Genomic DNA, 17,201 nt, shown 5'->3' with positions numbered 1-17,201 from the left:
GCGTGCGGACGTGGTTGCGCAGCGCCCCGGGCCGGTGGTCCTGGGGGCCTCGCGGTGCGGCTGGGGACCGGCTGGACGCGGTACGGCCGCGCCCACCGGCGTACGGCCGTCGGCGCCGGCCCGAGCTGCCGCTCAGATCCCTCGCGGGAGGCCGCCGCGTGGCTCGGCGCGCGGCGCCAGGGGCTCTTCCGCCGTCACCGGACGGGCTCGGACGGCCCTGTCGCGACGGCGTCTCCCCCTCGCCGCCGCCACCGAACGGGCCGCGGCCCAGGCGGGACTGACGGCCCGTCCCGGGGGTTACCCGTAGGGAAACCCCTCGCATAGCGACGGCAGCCACGGGTAGTCAGACTCGTACTCTCCGGTTACGCGCGCAAGCGCGTAAGGTGACCGTGATTTTAGCGTCTCTTTGCCAATGCCCAGGCCTGTGTCGTTACGTCGTGGAGGGTTGGTTTGCCGATCATGCTGTCTGCCCCCTGGAGTCCGCCGACCGGCAGCCCGGCCCACGCGCCCCGCATGCCCCGGCCGGCACCCGTGGAACGCGTAAGCAGCCCCAGGATCACGGCGCTGGCCGAAGCCCCCGAGAAGGCAACGGACTTCTGGCGGGCCGTGGAGACCGAGGGCACTCCCCTGGTCGAACCGATCGCGGGCGACCCGGGATTCGCCGCCGTCACTTTCCTGTGGCGCGGTAAGCCGGACGTCACCCGGGCGGTCCTGGCGCTGCCCAACAAGCTCGTGGAGCCCGCCGGGGCGGGCGGCAACCTGATGTCCCTCGTGCCGGGGACCGACGTGTGGCACTGGACGGTCCGGCTGCGCGGCGACTGGCGGGGCACGTACGCGCTGTGCGTGGACGACGACGGCCCGGCGGGCGTACTCCCCCAAGGGCCCACCTATCTGCGGTGGCTGCGCTCCCGGCCGCGTCGCGACCCCCTCAACCGGGCCTCCTTCCCGCGCCGTTGGGGCGGTGAGCCGCTGTCGGTGGCCGAACTGCCCGCCGCCGCGCACTCACCGCTGTCCTCCTGGGGCAGACGCCCCGGCGCCCGCACCGGCGAGGGCGGTGTCCACACCATGCGCAGCTCCCACCTGCGCAACTGGCGCCGGGTCTGGACGTACGCGCCCGCCGGCCACGAGACCATGACCGACCTGCCGGTCCTGGTGCTGCTCGACGGCGAGGTGTGGGGACCGGGGCTGGGCGTCGCCACCCTGCTGGACAACCTCATCGCCGACGGCGTCCTCCCACCGCTGGTCGCCCTCATGCCGGACTCCCTGGACAACGACACCCGCTGGGACGAACTCACCTGCGACGACGCCTTCGTGGACTTCCTCACCGGCGAACTCCTCCCCTGGGCCGCCGGCCGCTGGCCGGTCAGCGCCGACCCGGCCCGCACCCTTCTGGCCGGCCAGGGCCTCGGCGGCCTGGCCGCCGCCTACGCGGCACTGCGCCGCCCCGACCGCTTCGGCAACGTACTGGCCCAGTCCGGTGCCTTCTGGTGGCCCACCTCCCCCACCGACCCGGCATGCGGCCAGGAGTGGCTGACCGACCGCGTCGGGGCCGCCCGGCGGCGCCCGATCCGCTTCCGCCTCACCGTGGGCCTCCAGGAGTGGGAGCTGCTGCCGGCCGGCCGCCGGCTGCGCGACGCCCTGCGCGCCAAGGGTTACGACGTCGACTACCGGGAGACCAACGGCGGCCACGACTACCTGTGCTGGCGCGAGGAGCTGGCCGAGGGCCTGGCCGTCCTGCTCGGCGGGGCGCGGTCGCAGCCCAGGCCGCTGTCGCGGCAGAGATCACGGTCGCATCCGTAGCCGGTCCGCCCGGCTGCCGGTCCGCCCGGCTGCCGGTCCGTCCTCGATCACCTGACCGGAATGTCGGCGTGCCCGGCGTCTCCGTCACGGCGCGGCCCTGTGCGGTCCGACGGACTCTTCGAGGCCCGGCCACGCGGCCGACGGCCCCGACGCGACCAGGGCCAGGGCCACCGCCGCGCTGTATCCCGCCGCGAACCCCGACACGTCGAGGTCGGTGATCGACCAGCCCGGCACCGGAGCCGGGTCCGGCCCCGCGCCCACCAGGCTGCGGTGCGGGTTGTCGCCGAGTCCCGCGCCGGTGCCCTTGAGATAGGCCTCCTTGCGGGCCCAGCAGCGGCCGAAGGCGACGGCCCGCGCGGCGGCCGGCAGGCCGTCCAGCTCGGCGCGTTCATCGGGATGCAGGATGACGTCGCCGAGCTCCTCGGCGGTGCCCGGCGCCGGTGTCAGCTCGACGTCCACGCCGACCGGGGTGCCGGCGAAGGCCAGCAGCACCGTTCCGCCGCTGTGCGACAGCGAGAAGTGCGGCCCCGCGCCGCCCGCCACCGCGGGCCGGCCGTGCGGACCGCCGCACACCGGGCAGTCCTCGCGCCCCAGGACCACGGCCTCCGGCGGCTTCCCGAGGTGGGCCCCGAGCAGCCGCCGCAGCGCGACATGCGCCGCGCCGTAGGTCGCGCGGTCGCCGTCGCGCAGGAAGGCGCCGTAGCGGGCCCGTTCGGCCGCGTCGAGCACGCCGAGACCGTCGACGGGCGTGTGGTCGGCGGCGCGCAGCAGCCATACCTGCGGCGGCGCGCCCGCCGCCACCGGCGGGACGAGACCGGCGGGCAGCGGGCCGGGGCCGAGGAGTCTCACCCGGGTGATCCTGCCAGAGGCCGGATGTCAGTGCAGCGCGCTCCCGGCCTGCCAGTCCGCCCAGTTGACGTTCCAGTCGCCGTAGCCGTTGCCCACCGGCAGGGTGTCGGTGGAGTGCAGGACGGTGACCGGGTCGCCGGTCCCGACATGGCGGTAGAACCACTTGGCGTCGGCGGTGCTCATGCCTATGCAGCCGTGGCTGCCGTTGACCCGCCCGAACTTGCCGGCGTTCCACGGGGCCGCGTGCGCGTAGGTGCCCGAAGTGCTGAGCTGGACATCCCACTTGACGTTCTTGAGGTTGTACGCCTGGGTCCCGAATATGCGCACGGTACGGGAGTTCATGGTGATCCGGGGGACCTTGCTCAGGACGACCATCGTGCCGTTCCAGGTCTCGTAACCGGGCTTTCCGGTGGAGACGGGGAGGGTACCGACGACACGGCCGTTCTCGCGGAGGGTGAGCTTCTTCTTCGCGGTGTCGACGGTCGTGGTGACGGCCTTGCCGACGGTGAAGCGCACGACGCGGTTCTGGGTGCCGTAGAGGCCGTCACCCGCGTCGATGCCGTCGAGGTTCATCCGCAGGGTCACATCGGTGCCCGCCTTCCAGTACGTACGGGGGCGGAAGTCGACGCGGTCGCGGCCGGACCAGTCCTTCATCCAGCTCCAGGAGCCGCTGACGGCCGGGGAGGCGGTGACGGCGAGATGGCGTTCGACGGCGGCCCGGTCCTTGATCGCCTTGTTGAAGACGATCGAGACGGGCATGCCCACGCCGACCGTGGTGCCCTGGTCCGGGTGGTACTCGCCGATGAGGCTCCGGCTCGGCTCGGCCGTGGTGAAGGTGACCTGCCGGGTGAGTTTCCCGCCGCCGGAGGCGGTGGCCCGGGCGGTCACCCGGTACGTCACACCGGGCGCGAGCCGTCCGGCGGAGGTCCAGGTGTCCTTGTCGCCGGACAGCCCCCCGCGCAGCGGGCCGGGACCGGCGGCGGTGACCCGCACGGCGGTCAGGGTGCCCGAGTTGACCCGCACGGTGACCTTGCGGCTCACCGGTACGGCCTTGCCCCCCGGGCCGGGGCTCACGGTGATGGCGGCGGCGGCCGACGACGGCTTCGCCGACGGTGCCGGGCCGCCGCCCGAGGCGGTGCAGGCGGCGAGCAGTGCGGCGGCGGTCAGTCCGGACAGGACTCGCGCCAGGACAACGACGGCGGCACGGGGGTCACGCTTCATACGGGAGGCCTTCCCTCTGCGGTGATTCGCGCTTGTGTGCTTACAGACGCGAGTGCCCGCCCATCCGGCTCCCCGATCGTCGCAGCGGCATCCCGCCGAAAACGAGGGCCGCGGCGACGCCGTACGCGACGGGCCGCCGGACCCGCCGAACCGGGCAGTACCGCTGTTGGCCGGTTGGTCGGTCAGGCTCCGGCCCTGCGAACGGGAATCCCGGCATCCGGGACTCCGGACTCCTTACGAAACGCGGACATCGACCGCCCGGCCCCTTCGCGGGCGCCCGTCCGCCGTCGCCCGGTGCGAGACTCAGGGCGTGACCACCACCCCCCGCAGAGTCCTCGTCGTGGACGACGACCCGACCGTCGCCGAGGTCGTCGCCGGCTATCTGGTCCGGGCCGGTTTCGCCGTGGACCGGGCCGCCGACGGCCTCGGCGCGGTGGCCCGGGCCACCGCCGTACGGCCCGATCTGGTCGTCCTCGACCTGATGCTGCCGGGGCTGGACGGGCTGGAGGTGTGCCGCCGGATCCGGGAGGAACAGGGCCGGGTGCCGGTGGTCATGCTGACCGCGCGCGGCGACGAGGACGACCGGATCCTGGGCCTCGAGGTCGGCGCGGACGACTACGTCACCAAGCCGTTCAGCCCGCGCGAACTGGTTCTGCGGGTGGAGTCCGTGCTGCGCAGGACCGGGGCCGCCGCGCGGCCCGACCCGGGCCGGGCCTGGCTGAGCGCGGGTCCGATCGCGCTGGACCCGGCGGCCCGGCGCGCCACCCGCTCGGGCACCGAACTCGCCCTCACCCTGCGTGAGTTCGACCTGCTGGCGTTCTTCCTGCGGCATCCGGGGCGGGTGCTGGGCCGCGAGGAGCTGATGCACCGGGTGTGGGGCTGGGAGTTCGGCGACCTGTCCACCGTGACCGTCCATGTGCGGCGGCTGCGCGAGAAGGTCGAGGACGATCCCGCGCGGCCCCGGCTGATCAGCACCGTATGGGGGGCCGGCTACCGCTTCGACCCGCCTGGGAGCGGGGACGCCCCCGCCGCGGAGGTGCCCGGTGCGTGACCTCGCCCTCATCGTGGCCTACGCCGGTCTGGGCGCCGCCGCGGCAGGCGTCGCCGGCTCGATCGTGCTGCGGCTGCTGCGCAACCGCTCGGTCGCCCTGTCGCTGGCCGTGGTCGCCGTGGTCACCGTCGGCGCGATGCTCGCCGGGACACTGTCGGTGGCGTGGGCGATGTTCCTGTCCTCGCACGACCTGGGCGTCGTCACGGCCGTCTGCGCGATAGCGGCGGTCGTCTCGCTGGTCGTGGCCCTGCTGCTGGGCCGCAGTGTCGTCGCCGGGAGCCGTGCCCTGACCGAGGCGACCCGCACTCTGGGCGACGGGGGCGGCTTCGCCGCGCCGGACGCGGCGCCCACCGCCGAGCTGGCCGACCTCGGCCGCGAACTGGCCGCCACCAGCGCCAAGCTGGCCGCCTCGCGGGAACGGGAACGGGCCCTGGAGGCGTCCCGGCGCGAACTGGTGGCCTGGATCTCGCACGACCTGCGCACACCGCTGGCCGGGCTGCGCGCCATGGCCGAGGCGCTGGAGGACGGCGTCGCCCAGGAACCGCTGCGCTACTACTCCCAGATCCGCGCCGAGGTGGAGCGGCTCAGCGACATGGTCGGTGACCTCTTCGAGCTGTCCCGGATCCAGGCGGGCGTGCTGTCGCTGGCCCCCACCCGGATGTCCGCGTACGACCTCGTGGGCGACGCCATCGCGGGCGCGGACGCGCTGGCCCGCGAGCACGGGGTGCGTCTGGTCGGCCACGGCGTGGAGGCCGTCCCGGTGGAGGTCGACGGCCGAGAGATGACCCGGGTCCTGGCCAATCTGCTGGTCAACGCCATCCGCCGCACCCCGGCCGACGGCACCGTGGCCGTCACCGCGCACCGCCTCGACGACCAGGTCGTCCTCTCCGTCACCGACGGCTGCGGCGGTATCCCCGCCGACGACCTGCCGCGCGTCTTCGACACCGGCTGGCGCGGCACCGACGCCCGCACGCCCCCCGCCGGGGCGGGTCTCGGCCTCGCCATCGTCCGCGGCATCGTGGAGGCCCACCGGGGCCGGGCCGCCGTGCGCAACGTGCCGGGCGGCTGCCGCTTCGAGGTCGTCCTGCCCGCCGCCGGCTGAGCCCGGCGACCGGGGAAATCGCTGGTCGACGGCGCCCCTGCTCCGTACCGTGCAGAGCATGGGATCCAACACGAACACCAACGACGGCCTCGACGTCCGGTTCATCAGCGAGAACGAGACCGACGACTGGGCCAGAGCCGCGCAGCAGGGCTTTCTCACGCCCTACCGGCCGGACGAAGGGGCCTGGCGCAAGGGGATGTACGAGCCGGACCGGCTGCTCGGGGCGTTCGACGGCGACCGCTGCGTGGGCACCTTCCGCAGCATCCCCTTCGAGCTGACCGTGCCCGGCGGCGCGACCCTGCGGGCGGACGGCGTCGCCAGCGTGTCGGTGATCGCCACGCATCGCCGGCGCGGGCTGCTGGGCGCGATGATGGAGCGCGGCACCGCCGCCGCGCACGCGCGCGGCGACGCGGTGACGATCCTGTATCCCGCCGAGTATCCGATCTACGGCCGCTACGGCTACGGGCCCGCCCTGCGCAGCGGCGGTTACCGGATCGGCGTTCCCGCCTCGGGCGGTCTGCGCGCGGACGTCGGCCACACCGGGGACGGCCGGATCGATCTGGTGACCATGGACGAGCTGCGCGGGTTCGGCCCGGAGCTGCACGACCGCTACCGGGTGGGCCAGCCCGGGGCCATCAGCCGGTCGAACCGGTTCTGGCAGGTGTACACCGGTGAACTGGTCCGGCCCGGCGCCTCGTTCAAGGAACCCTTCGTCGCCGTGTACCGGGACGCGTCGGGCGAGCCGGCCGGGCTGCTGGCCTACCGGGTGGAGGGCGAGTGGACCGACGGATCCCCCGACTCCACCCTCACCGTCCATGACCACTTCGCCACCACACCGGAGGCCGCCGAGGCGCTGTGGCGGTACGCCTTCTCCGTCGACTGGGTGCGCAAGGTCGTGGTCGACGACATCGCCCCCGACGATCCGCTGCCGCTGCTGCTCGCCAACCCCCGCGCGGCCCGGCCCACGGACGAGGGCGGCGACGGCCTCTGGCTGCGCGTGCTGGACGTGCCGGCCGCCTTCGCCGCGCGGACCTACCGGGTGCCCGGCCGCGTCGTCCTGGAGGTCACCGACCCGGGCCCCGGCGGTTACGCGGCCGGCCGCTGGGCCGTGGAGGCCGTTGCCGACGGCAGCGGAGAGGCCATCCCCACCGACGCCCCCGCGGACCTCGCGCTGGACGCCTCCGCCCTGGGCTCGCTCTACCTCGGCGGCGAGTCGGTACCCCGGCTGGCCGCCGCCGGTCTGGTCCACGAACTGCGCGACGGCGCCGCCCGCACGGCCGACCTGCTGCTGCGCAGCGCCGTCGCGCCGTGGTGCCCGGACTACTTCTAGCCAGGGCGTGCCGCGCCGGCAGCGCCGTCTGTCCGACCGGAAATCTCGCTGCCGAGCAGCAGGCCCCGCAGGGTTTCGATGGCGGGCGTGAACGGCTGGTACTCGGCGATCGGCCGGAACCAGCCGGGCATGGAGTCGACCGGGGCGAAGGCGCTGGACAGGATGGGCAGCAGGATCAGCGGCATCGCGTTGTTGCCGGCGGCCTCGGCGTTGGGGCTGATCAGGCCCATGCCGACCGCGATCCAGGTGAGTGCCATGGCGAAGAGCAGAGCAGCCCGAACGCCGCCGGCCACTCCAGGGCGGTCGTGTCCGCGGACCGGAAGCCGATGGCCACGGCGACGGCGCCCACGAGGACCACGCTCATGATCGGCTGCAGCACGCTGCCGACGACGTGCCCGACGAGCACCGAGGGGCGGTGGATCGCCGTCGTGCGGAAGCGGGCGATGATGCCCTCGGCCATGTCGTTGGAGACGGACACCGCGGTTCCGGCCACGGTGCTGCCGATGGTCATCAGCAGCGAACCCGGGACGACATACGCGATGTATGCGGCGGCGGTCCGGACCGCCGCCGCCGATGCCCGAGCTCATCGTGTCGCCGAAGACGGGCGCTCCTTCTACAGGCTGCGGGCGGTGATGTCGCCGTAGGCCGTGGACGCGTGGATGTCGAGGCCGGCGTCGGCGCCCTCGGTGTTCCTGAGCGCGTTGTGGATCCGGCCGTGGGTGGTGCCGGCGTCCAGGGAGGCGGAGACTCCGCGGGCGGCGCCGACCGACACGTCGCCGGCCTCGGTGCGCAGCACGACCGCGCCGCGCAGGGCCTCGTCGATGTGGATGTCGCCCTTGCGGGTGCTGATCTCCGCGGGGCCGCCCAGGCGGCCGACCGAGACGTCGCCGGCGAGGAGGGTGAGGCGGGCGCCCGCGGTCTCGTCGAGCTTGACCGAGCCCTGCGCACCCTCGAAGGCGACGTCGCCGAGCCGTCCGACGCCCCGGAGCTCGGCGCTGGCCGCCTTCGCCTCGACGCGGGAGCCGGCGGGCAGCTGGATGGTCACCTCGACGGATCCGGAGCTGCCGAGGATCCGGTTCTTCGCCGGTGAGGCCCCGATCCGCAGGACGCCGTCGCCGTATTCGACCGTGATCTGCTCCGCCGCCTTCACGTCGCGTCCCTTCGAGGGGTCCGCGGGCAGGATCTCGACCGTGGTGCCGGCCCGGTCGGCGGCGATGAACCGGATGCGTCCCGCGGGGATGTCGAGGACGGCGGAGACCGGGGCGGGGGTGTCGAACTTCTGCATGGTGCGCTCCTTCGGGTTCCTTGTTTCTGATATCGGAAACGCTACGTTGCGTTCGAGAATCTGGCAACAGACTCGTTGCACGTTATCCCCATCAGAGCAGGTGAAGGCACGGAAATCGTTGCAATGACTTGATTTCTAACGCAACAGCACTCAACTTGCTCGTTGCAATGAATAAGGAGTGAACGCTATACTGGAGGACGTCAGGGAAGCACGAAGGGAGAACGTGATGCCGGGAGGCAGGCTCACCCAGCAGGAACGCCAGCAGATCGCGCTGGGGCTGGCCGACGGGGTCGCATACGCGGAGATCGCCAGACGCCTCGACCGCCCCACCTCGACGATCACGCGTGAGGTGACACGGAACGGCGGCCCCACCGCCTACCGCGCCGACCTGGCCCACCGCGCCACCGAACAGCGCACCCACCGGCGCAGGCAGGCCGCGCCCCGGGGGGCGCAGGCGCCCCCGCAGACCCACGGCCGCGACGCCGAGGCCGTGCGCGAGTACGTGGAGATCTTCACCACCGTCTTCATGCAGTCGGGTCTGCCCAAGATGACGTCCCGGGTGCTGGCGTCCCTCTACACCACCGACACGGGCAGCCTCACCGCGTCCGAACTCGTCCAGCGTCTCCAGGTCAGCCCGGCGTCCGTCTCCAAAGCGACCACGCTCCTCGAAAGCCAGGGCCTCATCCGCCGCGAACGCGACGAACGCCGCCGTGAGCGCTACGTCGTCGACAACGACGTCTGGTACCAGGGGATGATCGCCGCCGCCCGCTCCCACACCCAGCTCGCAAAGACCGCACGTCAGGGCGTCAGCATCCTCGGCCCCGGCACCCCGGCCGCCGTCCGCCTCGAAGGCATCGCCCGCTTCGTCGACTTCGTCGGCGAGAGCATGAACCGCGCCGCGGAACAGGCCCGCGAGGTCCTCTACACAAAAGCCGAAGCGCCCTCGGGCGGCGCTGCCGGGCCGAGTTCGGATCGCGGTGCCGACGTGCTCCCAATCGATCTCAGCGTCCCCGCGACGCCGGCTCCGTAAGGGTCAGGGTCCCGGCGTCCGCGTCCAGGACCGCCGGGACGCCGAGCGGCACGGTGAGGCTGCTGTCGCAGTGCCCGAAGCCCAGTTCCTCGACGACGGGGACACCCAGGCCGCCGAGCCGGTCCAGGAGGACGGCGCGGACGTCCTCGTACGGCCCGCAATCGCGCCAGGAGCCGAGGGCCGCGCCGGCGAGGCCGTCGAGGAGGCCGGAGCGGAGCAGCTGGGTCAGGAGCCGGTCGAGCTGGTAGGGGGATTCACCGACGTCCTCCAGGACGAGGATGCCGCCGCGCATGCCGGGCCGGGCGTACGGGGTGCCGATGTCGGCGGCGAGCATGGCCAGGCAGCCGCCCACGGTGACGCCGCGGGCCCGGCCCGGCACGAGCGGCGCCGCGCCGGCGGAGGTGAGGGTGCGGACCGTCTCCGGCGCGAACAGGGTGCTGCGCAGGTGCTCCTGTGTGGCGTCGTCCTTGGTGAAGGCGACCCCGGCCGCCACCGGGCCGTACAGGGTGACGAGGCCGAGGCGCTGGGCGACGGCCTCGTGCAGGACGGTCACGTCGCTGAAGCCGACGAAGGTCTTCGGGCCGGCCGCGGCCAGGGCGTCCCAGTCCAGCAGATCCGTCATGCGCTGCGCGCCGTAACCGCCGCGTGCGCAGAGCACCGCGGCCACCCGGGGGTCGCACCACGCGTCCTGGAAGTCGCGGGCCCGTGCCGCGTCCACGCCGGCGAGGTAGGGCAGGCGGCGGTCGCGGTCCAGGACGTGCGGGGCGACGACCGGGTCGAGGTCCCAGCCGCGCAGGATGTCGAGTCCGGCGTCGAGCCGTTCGGGGACGACCGGCCCGCTGGGGGCGACGACGGCGACCCGGTCGCCCGGCACGAGCGGCCGGGGGCGGCGCAGGGGGGTGAGGTTCACGTGGTCAGCTCCAGGCGGGGAACACCGGGCGGGTCGAAGCCGAAGACCTGTCCGTACAGCGACAGTTCGGCCTCCAGGCAGGTGACGATGGTGTCCTCGCGGCGGAAGCCGTGGCCCTCGCCCTCGAAGGCGAGGTAGGCGTGCGGGACGCGGTGCCCGGCCTCGGCGAGGGTCGCCAGGAAGCGTTCGCACTGGGCGGGCGGGCAGATCACGTCCTCCAGCCCCTGCAGGAGCAGGAAGGGCGAGCGGATGCGGTCGGTGCGGTTGACCGGGGAGCGCTCGCGGTAGCGGTGCGGGACCTCGGCGAGCGGCCCGACGAGCGATTCGAGGTAGTGGGACTCGAAGTCGTGGGTCTCGCCGTCGGCGGCCCAGCGGTACAGGTCGAGGACGGGGTACTTGACGGTGCCGCAGGCGTAGACCTCGGTCGAGGTCAGCGAGGCGGCGCTGGTCCAGCCGCCCGCGCTGCCGCCCCGGATGGCCAGGCGGGCCCCGTCGGCGGTGTCCTCCGCGGCGAGCGCCCGGGCGACGGCGGCGCAGTCCTCGACCTCGACCACCCCCCACTGCTCGCGCAGCCGTTCGCGGTAGGCGCGCCCGTAGCCGGTCGAACCTCCGTGGTTGACCTCCACGACGCCGATGCCGCGCGAGGTGAAGTAGGCGATCTCCAGGTCCAGCACGCACGGCACCCGGCTGGTGGGCCCGCCGTGCACCCACACCACGTACGGCGGCGACTCGCCCTCGGGGGCGGTGTGGCCGGGGTTGCGCGGCGGATAGAGCTGGGCGTGGATCTCCCGGCCGCCGGGGCCGGTGAAGACCCGCTCCACGGGCTCGGGCACGAAGGCCGGGTCGACGGTGTCGTGGTGGGCGGCCCCCACCACGCGGGCGTGCCCGGTGCTGGTGTCCAGCTCGACGACCTCGTAGGACGAGCGGGGGCTCGCGGCGGTGCCGACGACCCGGCTGCCGGCTGCCGCGAGTTGGCCGCCGGCCCATTCGGTCCACGGGCCGGCCGCGTCGGCGACCTCGCCGGTGGCCGGGTCGAGGATGCCCAGCCGCTGCGCGCCCACGCCGTGCAGCACGGCGATCAGCCCTCCCTCCAGCGGGGCGAACCAGCGTGCGCCCAGCTGCCAGGCGGGCCCGGCGAACTCCTCCTGGCGCGGGCACAGGTTGACCGCCTCGCCGGTGGCGGGGTCCAGACGGTGCAGATTCCACCACCCGGTGCGGTCGGTGGCGGCCAGCAGGGTGCCGTCGGGGGCCCACTCGGCCTGGGCGACCGACTCGCCCGGCCCGCCGGCGAGCGTACGGGCGCCGGTGAAGACGCCGTCGTCCGTGACCTCGGCGATGATCAGCTCGGTGCCGTCCCAGGGCATCCGCGGGTGGTCCCAGCCGATCCAGACGGCCTGCCGCCCGTCCGGGGACAGCCGGGGCGCGGTGACGAAGCGGTGGGCGCCGTCGGACAGTTCCCGTACCGCCGCGCGGTCCGCGGCGGCCGAGCCGTCGAGCGGGACGGCGGCGGCCACCCGGCGTACGTCGCCGGGCCCCGGCCCGGTGTACTCCTCCAGGACGCACCACACCTCGCCCCGCTCGGGGTGGAGTCGCGGGTCCGCCCAGCGCAGTCCGCCGCCCACGGCGGACACCGGCGTCAGCGGCCGCGGCCGGGCGCCGGGCACGTCGGGCTCGTGGACGTACAGCCGCTGGTCGGGGAAGTGGGCGAAGACCACCAGCGCTCCGCCGCCCGGCCGTTCGCCGCCGGGCTGTCCGCCGCCCGGCCGTTCGGCGGCCGTCCACGCCCGGCCGCCGTACTCGATGACGCGGGTGCGGACGTTCCAGGGGGCGGGCAGCACCGGCGCCGTGCCGCCGTCGGCCCGGCGCCGCACGAGGGTGCTGCGGCCGCCCTCGGCGGGCCGGGGCTCGGTCCACCACACCTCGTCGCCGACGATGCCGGGGAACTCGGCCCGGCCGTCGTGCGCGGCGGTGGTACGGGCGTCGACCGGCGACGCCCAGGCACCGTAGGGGACGACCCGGGTCACACCGCACCGCCGTCGGTCAGGAAGCGGTCCAGCACCCGCACCCCGAAGTGCAGTGCCTCCACCGGCACCCGCTCGTCCACGCCGTGGTACATCCCGGCGTAGTCGAAGCCCTCCGGCAGCTTCAGCGGTGAGAAGCCGTAGCCGGTGATGCCCAGCCGTGAGAACTGCTTGGCGTCCGTGCCGCCGCCCATGCAGTACGGCACCACATGCCCGTCCGGGTCGAAGTGCAGCAGCGCCTCGCGCATCGCCGCGTACACCGGCGCGTCGAGCGGTGCCTGCAGCGGCACCTCGCGGTGCTGGAACTCCCACTCCACATGGGGGCCGGTGAGCCGGTCCAGGGTGCGGTTGAAGTCCTCCTCGCCGCCGGGCAGCATCCGGCCGTCGACGTACGCGGTGGCGTGGCCCGGGATGACGTTGGTCTTGTAACCGGCCTGGAGCATGGTCGGGTTGGTGCTGTTGCGCACGGTCGGCTCGACCAGGGCCGCCGCCGGGCCGAGCTTGGCCAGCAGGGCGTCCACGTCGTCGAAGTCCGGCTCGATGCCGTGCAGGGCGGCGAGTTCGGTCAGCGCGGCCCGTACGGTCGGGATGATCAGCACCGGCCACTCGTGCTCGCCGATCCGGGTGATCGCGGCGGCCAGCCGGCTCACCGCGTTCTCCCGGTTGACCTTCGAGCCGTGCCCGGCCCGGCCGTGCGCGGTCAGCTTCAGCCAGGCGGTGCCCCGCTCCCCCGCCGCGACCGGGTAGACCCGCAGGCCGCCGCCCGCGTGGAAGGTGAAGCCGCCGGACTCGCTGATGCCCTCCGTGCAGCCCTCGAAGAGGCCGGGGTGTTCGGTGGCCAGATAACCGGCCCCGAACCTGGCGCTGTCCTCCTCGTCGGCGGTGAAGGCGAGCACGATGTCACGCCGGGGCCGCCGCCCGGTGCGGGCCCAGGACCGCACGGTGGCCAGCATCATCGCGTCCATGTCCTTCATGTCGACGGCGCCGCGCCCCCACACCACCCCGTCGCGGATCTCACCGGAGAAGGGGTGCACGGTCCAGTCGGCGGCCTCGGCCGGCACGACGTCCAGGTGCCCGTGGACCAGCAGCCCCGGCGCCGTCGGGTCGGTGCCCTCGATCCGGGCCACCACGTTGGCGCGGCCGGGCGCGGACTCCAGGATCCGCGCCCGGATCCCGGCGTCCGCGAGGTGCCCGGCGACGTACTCGGCCGCCTCGCGCTCCTTGCCGTCGCCGCCGCCGCGGTTGGTGGTGTCGATACGGATCAGCTCGGAGGTGAAGCGCACCACCTCGTCCAGCGCCTGCGGGTCGGCCTGCCCCGTCTGTTCCGCCTGCCGCGTCCGGACCGTCTGTCCTGCCTGGTCAGCCATACTGTTCCTCCACCGCCGCCGAGACGACCGTCGTCACCGCCTTGAAGCAGCGGATGCCCTCGTACATGGTCGCCGATGCGTAGCTCACCCGTCGCTCCGCCGTCCGCTCCACGCCCGGTACGACCGTGGCCGCCCCGGCCAGATGCACGGCGTCGAACTCCACCTCCACGGTGAACGGGCCGTCCCGGCGGGGCTCGTGCCGCACCGCGAGCGGCACCGCCTCGCGGGCCGCCGCTCTGATCTCCGCCGCGGTGCGGGCCGGCGGCCGGCACACCGCCGCGTAACGGGACACATAGTCCTTGACGGCGACCGTACGGGCCCGCGGGGCATAGCCTCCGGCGTCGGCCCCCGTACGGTCGTCCCCGGTGACCAGCACCACCGGAACCCCGTACTCCGCGACGACCAGCGCGTTGAGGTGTCCCTCGCTCGCCGCCTCGCCGTCGACCCACACCCCGGTGACGGAGTTCGCCAGGTAGGTGTGCGCCAGCACGCCCTCCGTGCCCGCCCCGGTGTGGTAGCCGACGAAGGCGACGCCGTCCACGTCGCCGTGCTGCACGCCCTCCACCATGGACAGGTCCTTGTGCCGGCCGGTCAGCATCTGCGCCCGTTCGTCCAGCTCCTCCAGCAGCAGGTTGCGCATGCTCCAGTGGGCCTCGTTGACCAGCACCTCGTCGGCGCCGCCGTCGTGGAACCCGGCGATCGCGGCGTTCACGTCCGACGTGAACATGTGCCGGCAGCGCTGCCACTGCTCGGTGCCGGGCAGCACATCGGCGGGCCAGGTCACGCCGGTGGCACCCTCCATGTCGGCCGAGATCAGGATCTTCACCATGGCCCAGGTCTATCGCAGGTCGCCGGTACGGCACAGCACGACGCGACCCCCGCCGGCCGGAGCTGCGGGGGTCGCGTGGTGCCGTACGGCCCTGGGCCGTGTTTCAGAAGTAGCGCCGGGAGCCCGGAGGGCGGGTCCAGCGGCTCCCCCGGCTACCGCCGGGTGGGGGTGCCCCCAGCCGCCGGGCTGGGGGAGCGTCGCGGGACAAGGCGGGACTTCCAGAACACGGCCCACGGGCCGGGCCTCAGCCCTGGCGGGCCTTGAAGCGCGGGTTCTTGGTGTTGATCACAAAGGTCCGGCCCCGCCTGCGGACGACCTGCGCCCCAGGCCTGGACTTCAGCGACCGCAGTGACTGGCGCACCTTCATACCGGATCCTCCTTGCTCGTGGGTCTCGTCTGCACGACCCCCGAATGTCGCGTCCATGGCAACGGACTCCGCGACTCCGCTATTCCCGGCGGCCCGGCGGCCCGGCGGCCCGGCGGCCCGGATGTGCCGGGGCGGGTCCGGGCCGCCCGGCGGCGGCCGACGTACCGGGCGCGCTGCCCACGGGAAGATCTGGCCGGGCCGCCAGGCAACCACGGACCCCCGTGGCGGCGTCCCTCATCCCTGATCGGACTCCAGAACCAACGATGGTGGGGTCGTACGTCGCACCCCACCCGAGGAGATCCGCCGTGGCCGTCCTGGAGCCCGTTCTGGAGCCCGTCCTGGTACCAGTCCTGGAACCGGGCCCGGAACCAGTTCTGGCGCCCGTCCGGCGCCCCGGGCCGCGGCGTCCGGGGGCGCTGCGCAGGCCGGTCGTGGCCGCGACCGCGCTGGCCCTGGCGCTGCACCTGGTCTGGGCGCTGTTCCTGGCCAACGACGCCGGTGACCTCGCCGCGCAGTACGCCTGGACCGACTTCGCCCTCAAGTACCCCGGCTCCGCGTACAACCTCTCCTGGTACGGCGGGATGCATCCGGCCTCGTACAGCCTCTTCTCGCCCTACGTCATGGGACTGCTCGGGGTCCGCACGACCGCCGTGCTGGCCGGCACGCTCTCGGCCGCCGTCGCGGCCCGGCTGATCCTGCGCTCCGGCGTGGCCCGCCCCATGCTCCCGGCGCTGTGGGCGGCCTTCGCCCTGTGGTGCGACGTGGCGTCCGGCCGGGTCACCTTCGCCCTCGGCATCCTGTTCGGCCTGCTGGCCACCGACCTGGTCCTGGGGCCGCCCCGCCCCCGCCGGCTGGCCACGGCCTGCGCCCTGGGTGTGCTGGCCACCGCGTGCAGCCCGGTGGCCGGCCTGTTCGTCGAAGTCCTCGCCGCCGCCCTGTTCCTCACCGGCCGCCGCGGGGACGCCTACGGACTCGCCGCCGGGCCGCCGCTGGTCGTCGGCGTGACCTCACTGCTCTTCCCGTTCTCCGGAGTCCAGCCCTTCGCCTGGTACTTCGCCGCCCTCCCCTTCGCCACGTCGGTCCTGGTGGTGCTGCTCGTGCCGCGCGACTGGCGCACCGTACGGGCCGGTGCGGCGGTCTACGCGGCGGGGATAGTCCTCACCTTCGCCATCCCGTCGCCCGTCGGCAGCAACGCCGAGCGGCTGGCGCTGCTGTTCGGTGGCGTCGTCCTGCTGTGCGCCGCCCTGGCCCGGCACGGCCGCCGCCCCGCCACCAGGGGCCGGAGCACGATCAGGGGCCGGAGCCGGACCACGGTGGCCCTCTACGTGGCCTTCTGCGCCGTCGCCGTCTGGCAGACCGCCAAACCCGTCACCGACCTCATCAACACCGCCCCCGTCGGCGCCTCCGTCCAGCACGCCGCGCCGCTGATAGCCGAGCTCCGCCGGCTCGACGCCGACCGGGCCCGGGTCGAGGTCGTCCCGCTGCGTTCGCACTGGGAGGCGGCGGGCCTGTCCCCCTACGTCAATCTCGCCCGGGGCTGGAACCGCCAGGCCGACGTGGAGCGCAACCCCCTCTTCTACGACGGCACCCTCACCGCCTCCGCCTACCGGGCCTGGCTGCGGCACTGGGGTGTCGGCTACGTCGTCCTGCCCTCCGACCAGCCCGACGGCGCCGCGCTCGCCGAGTCGCAGCTGATCACCGCCCGCCCGCACGCCTGGCTGCGGCCCGTCTGGCACAACGCCCACTGGCGGGTCTACCGGGTGACCGGCACCCTGCCGCTGGCCGATCCCCCCGCCACCGTCACGCACGCGGGCCCGGCCGCCGTCACCGTCCATGTCCCCTCGCCCGGCTCGTACCTGATCCGGATCCCCTACTCCCCGTGGCTCGGCATCGAGGGCGCCACCGACTCCCTGCACGGCTGCCTGTCGGAGTCCGGCAGCTGGGCCCGCCTGTACGCCCCGGCGGCCGGGACCTACCACATCGGGGCCCGGTACGCGCTGACGCGGGGGACGCCCTGCGAGTGAGCGGACGGCCGCCGG

General features: G+C 74.1%; 14 protein-coding genes and 1 pseudogene. 6 read left to right on the top strand and 9 right to left on the bottom strand.

Features of this window, described 5'->3' with window-relative positions; translation table 11 throughout:
• Positions 1-531 precede the first annotated feature (531 nt).
• Positions 532-1,800 (top strand): enterochelin esterase, encoded by a 1,269-nt coding sequence (gene fes, locus RWE79_RS31510; RefSeq protein ID WP_475943479.1) that lies wholly within the window; start codon positions 532-534, stop codon positions 1,798-1,800.
• 84 nt (positions 1,801-1,884) lie between these two features.
• On the opposite strand, the gene RWE79_RS31505 is transcribed toward fes, so the two are convergent.
• Entirely contained in the window at positions 1,885-2,649 is a 765-nt protein-coding gene (locus RWE79_RS31505; protein WP_475943478.1) for a 4'-phosphopantetheinyl transferase family protein, read from the bottom strand.
• A gap of 27 nt (positions 2,650-2,676) precedes the next feature.
• The gene (locus RWE79_RS31500; protein ID WP_475943477.1) at positions 2,677-3,870 is read right to left on the bottom strand and encodes a L,D-transpeptidase; all 1,194 of its coding nucleotides are present in this window, start codon (positions 3,868-3,870) and stop codon (positions 2,677-2,679) included.
• A 310-nt stretch (positions 3,871-4,180) separates the two neighbouring features.
• On the opposite strand from RWE79_RS31500, the gene RWE79_RS31495 reads away from it, so the two are divergent.
• The 3 genes from RWE79_RS31495 to RWE79_RS31485 are packed head-to-tail and all read left to right on the top strand — an operon-like array spanning position 4,181 to position 7,353.
• Positions 4,181-4,921, top strand: coding sequence for a response regulator transcription factor (locus RWE79_RS31495; RefSeq protein WP_475943476.1), 741 nt, complete (start codon positions 4,181-4,183; stop codon positions 4,919-4,921).
• Positions 4,914-6,023: a sensor histidine kinase gene (locus tag RWE79_RS31490; protein WP_475943475.1), complete on the top strand. Its 1,110-nt coding sequence runs from the start codon at positions 4,914-4,916 to the stop codon at positions 6,021-6,023. The genes RWE79_RS31495 and RWE79_RS31490 overlap by 8 nt, the downstream gene beginning before the upstream one ends.
• Positions 6,024-6,081: 58 nt before the next feature.
• Complete coding sequence (locus RWE79_RS31485; RefSeq protein WP_475943474.1) at positions 6,082-7,353, top strand: GNAT family N-acetyltransferase; 1,272 nt, start codon at positions 6,082-6,084, stop codon at positions 7,351-7,353.
• A gap of 41 nt (positions 7,354-7,394) precedes the next feature.
• Here RWE79_RS31485 and RWE79_RS31480 read toward each other — a convergent pair.
• Together RWE79_RS31480 and RWE79_RS31475 are read right to left on the bottom strand one after the other, a co-directional pair.
• A pseudogene (locus tag RWE79_RS31480) lies at positions 7,395-7,955 on the bottom strand (ABC transporter permease); the annotation flags it as partial.
• A gap of 11 nt (positions 7,956-7,966) precedes the next feature.
• Entirely contained in the window at positions 7,967-8,638 is a 672-nt protein-coding gene (locus RWE79_RS31475; protein WP_475943473.1) for a DUF4097 family beta strand repeat-containing protein, read from the bottom strand.
• A gap of 226 nt (positions 8,639-8,864) precedes the next feature.
• Between RWE79_RS31475 and RWE79_RS31470 the strand changes: the two genes are divergently transcribed.
• Positions 8,865-9,668 (top strand): GbsR/MarR family transcriptional regulator, encoded by an 804-nt coding sequence (locus RWE79_RS31470; protein ID WP_475943472.1) that lies wholly within the window; start codon positions 8,865-8,867, stop codon positions 9,666-9,668.
• Here RWE79_RS31470 and RWE79_RS31465 read toward each other — a convergent pair.
• The 5 genes from RWE79_RS31465 to ykgO all read right to left on the bottom strand — a co-directional run bounded on the left by RWE79_RS31465 (position 9,640) and on the right by ykgO (position 15,162).
• Positions 9,640-10,578, bottom strand: a complete 939-nt coding sequence (locus tag RWE79_RS31465) for a S66 peptidase family protein (protein WP_475943471.1) — start codon at positions 10,576-10,578, stop codon at positions 9,640-9,642. The two genes, RWE79_RS31470 and RWE79_RS31465, sit on opposite strands and share 29 nt — an antisense overlap.
• On the bottom strand, positions 10,575-12,602 hold the full coding sequence (locus tag RWE79_RS31460) for a prolyl oligopeptidase family serine peptidase (RefSeq protein ID WP_475943470.1): 2,028 nt from the start codon (positions 12,600-12,602) through the stop codon (positions 10,575-10,577). Before RWE79_RS31460 ends, RWE79_RS31465 begins: the two co-directional genes overlap by 4 nt.
• Positions 12,599-13,966, bottom strand: coding sequence for a M20/M25/M40 family metallo-hydrolase (locus RWE79_RS31455; RefSeq protein ID WP_475943469.1), 1,368 nt, complete (start codon positions 13,964-13,966; stop codon positions 12,599-12,601). The genes RWE79_RS31460 and RWE79_RS31455 overlap by 4 nt, the downstream gene beginning before the upstream one ends.
• Complete coding sequence (locus RWE79_RS31450; RefSeq protein WP_475946211.1) at positions 13,959-14,792, bottom strand: M55 family metallopeptidase; 834 nt, start codon at positions 14,790-14,792, stop codon at positions 13,959-13,961. The genes RWE79_RS31455 and RWE79_RS31450 overlap by 8 nt, the downstream gene beginning before the upstream one ends.
• A 247-nt stretch (positions 14,793-15,039) precedes the next feature.
• On the bottom strand, positions 15,040-15,162 hold the full coding sequence (ykgO, locus tag RWE79_RS31445; RefSeq protein WP_475943468.1) for a type B 50S ribosomal protein L36: 123 nt from the start codon (positions 15,160-15,162) through the stop codon (positions 15,040-15,042).
• 305 nt (positions 15,163-15,467) lie between these two features.
• Here ykgO and RWE79_RS31440 point away from each other — a divergent pair, with 305 nt between their 5' ends.
• Positions 15,468-17,186, top strand: a complete 1,719-nt coding sequence (locus RWE79_RS31440; protein ID WP_475943467.1) for an MFS transporter — start codon at positions 15,468-15,470, stop codon at positions 17,184-17,186.
• The last annotated feature ends 15 nt before the right edge of the window (positions 17,187-17,201 follow it).

Source organism: Streptomyces sp. RLA131 (assembly GCF_056270125.1).
This window is presented reverse-complemented; position numbering and strand designations above follow the sequence as displayed.